At 63.7% G+C, this 1,877-nt stretch carries 2 protein-coding genes; both read right to left on the bottom strand.

All coding sequences use genetic code 11. The features are described 5' to 3' along the window. On the bottom strand, nt 1-447 hold a 447-nt coding region (locus QZH66_RS15565; RefSeq protein ID WP_305806813.1), incomplete at its 3' end, for an ATP-binding cassette domain-containing protein. A gap of 75 nt (nt 448-522) precedes the next feature. Continuing rightward, entirely contained in the window at nt 523-1,707 is a 1,185-nt protein-coding gene (locus tag QZH66_RS15560; RefSeq protein WP_305806812.1) for a substrate-binding domain-containing protein, read from the bottom strand. Nucleotides 1,708-1,877 lie beyond the last annotated feature (170 nt).

The following is a 1,877-nucleotide window of genomic DNA, read 5'->3' as shown; positions in this document are numbered from 1 at the left end:
CTGCATGGCCACGGTATGCAGGATTTCTTCGGCGCGCGCGGTGAGCTGGCGGTGGTCGCTCCAGATGCTCCACAGGTTCAGGCCGCGGCGGTGCGCCCCTTCGCGCGTGGCCTGCACGGCCAGGCGCACGTTCTCCAGCACGCTCAGGTTCGGAAACAGATTCGTGAGCTGGAACGCCCGGCCCAGCCCGGCGCGCGTGCGCGCCGAAGGGCTTTGCCCCGTCAGATCGCGCCCGTCGAGCGACACCGATCCGGCGCTCGCCTTGAGCTGGCCCGAGATCAGGTTGAAGTAGGTGGTCTTGCCCGCGCCGTTCGGGCCCACGATGGCCGTGAGCGTGCCCGGTGCAAAAGCACAGGTCACGGCATTCACCGCCACATGGCCGCCAAAGCGGATGGTCAGGTCTTGGGTCGCTAGCATCAATTTTTGAATGAAAACAGCCTCTAGCACTTGATGGGCAAGCGCCCGCAGCTATGAAAAAAGGAGTTCCTCAAGGGGCGGCGCAGAACGCGCCGCCCCCATCCGTCAGCGCTTGTTGCGGATCGGGATGTTCATTTCTTCGGGCTTGATCTCGCGCACCAGCTCGGGCACGCCCCAGGCAAAGGCCGGGTCCACCTTGATCTTGAAGTGGTACATGCTCTGCAGGGCCTGGTGGTCCTCCTTACGGAAGGTCATCCTGCCCTTGGGCGTGTCGAAGCCCATGCCTTCCATGGTCTTGATGAGCTTGTTGGTGTTGGTGTCGCCGCCCGTGGCCTTGAGCGCCGTGACCAGCGCCATGGCCGCGCTGAAACCGCCCGCCGTGAAGAAGTCCGGCGGCGCCTTGAACTGCTTGTAGTGCGCGGCCACCAGGGCTTCGTTGACGGGGTTCTTCGGAATGCCGAAGTAGTAGTAGGTCGCGCCTTCCATGCCCGGGAAGTTCTTGTAGCTGGCCATGGCGGGCAGGATGTTGCCGCCCGTGGCGATCTCGATGCCGTAGCGCTTGAGGTCCAGGTCGGCGATCTTGAACGGGTTGCCGGCGCCGGCCCAGATGATGAAGATCACCTTGCGGCCCGGCTGGTCCTTGAGCTTGTCGATCAGGCGCTGCGCGCCCGCCGTGAAGTCGGTGGTGGTGGTGGGCAGGTATTCTTCGTGCACCAGCTTGGCGTTCTTGAGGGCGTCCTTGAAGGCCTTCACACCGTCGCGGCCGAAGGCATAGTCCTGCGCCAGCGTGGCGATGGTCACGCCGGGCTTGTCGAGCGCCACGGCGTTGCTGATCGCGTCCTGGCTGCTGTTGCGGCCGGTGCGGAAGATGTACTTGTTCCACTTGTCGCCGGTGATGGAGTCGGCCACGGCGGGCTCGACCAGCAGGATCTTCTTGTACTCCTCGGCCACCGGCAGCATGGCCAGCGCGACGCCCGACGAGGTCGGGCCGACGGCGATGTCGGCCTTGTCGTCCGAGTAGGCGGCCGCCAGCAGGCTCTTGCCCAGGTCGGGCTTGCCCTGGTCGTCCTTCTCGATCACCACGATCTTCTTGCCGTTCACGGCCATGCTGCCGCCGGTGGCGTAGTCCAGGCCCATCAGCAGGCCGGTCTGGGTCTGCTTGCCATAGGCTTCGAGCGGGCCGGTCTTGCTATAGACGTGGGCGATGCGGATTTCGTTGGACTGGGCCAGGACCGGTGCCGAGAGCGTGGCGGCCAGAGCGGCCAGTGCGACCAGAGTGCGACGTTGCATGGGAAATGCCTCCTGTTGTGTTGCCTGAACATCGCACAGTTCATGCCAGCAGCGCAAGTGCTTGATGGCATGGAGAAATTCATTTCCACGGCGTGCGATTTGCCTGAATTTCAGACAATTCAACCGTCTGGTTTTCAGGCGCCCGTTCAGTTTTTACACAGGGTTTTCCA

Source organism: Stenotrophomonas sp. YIM B06876, assembly GCF_030711595.1.
Taxonomy (GTDB): domain Bacteria; phylum Pseudomonadota; class Gammaproteobacteria; order Xanthomonadales; family Xanthomonadaceae; genus Stenotrophomonas.
The sequence above is the reverse complement of the archived record's forward strand: the minus strand, read 5'-3'. Positions and strand labels throughout refer to the sequence as shown.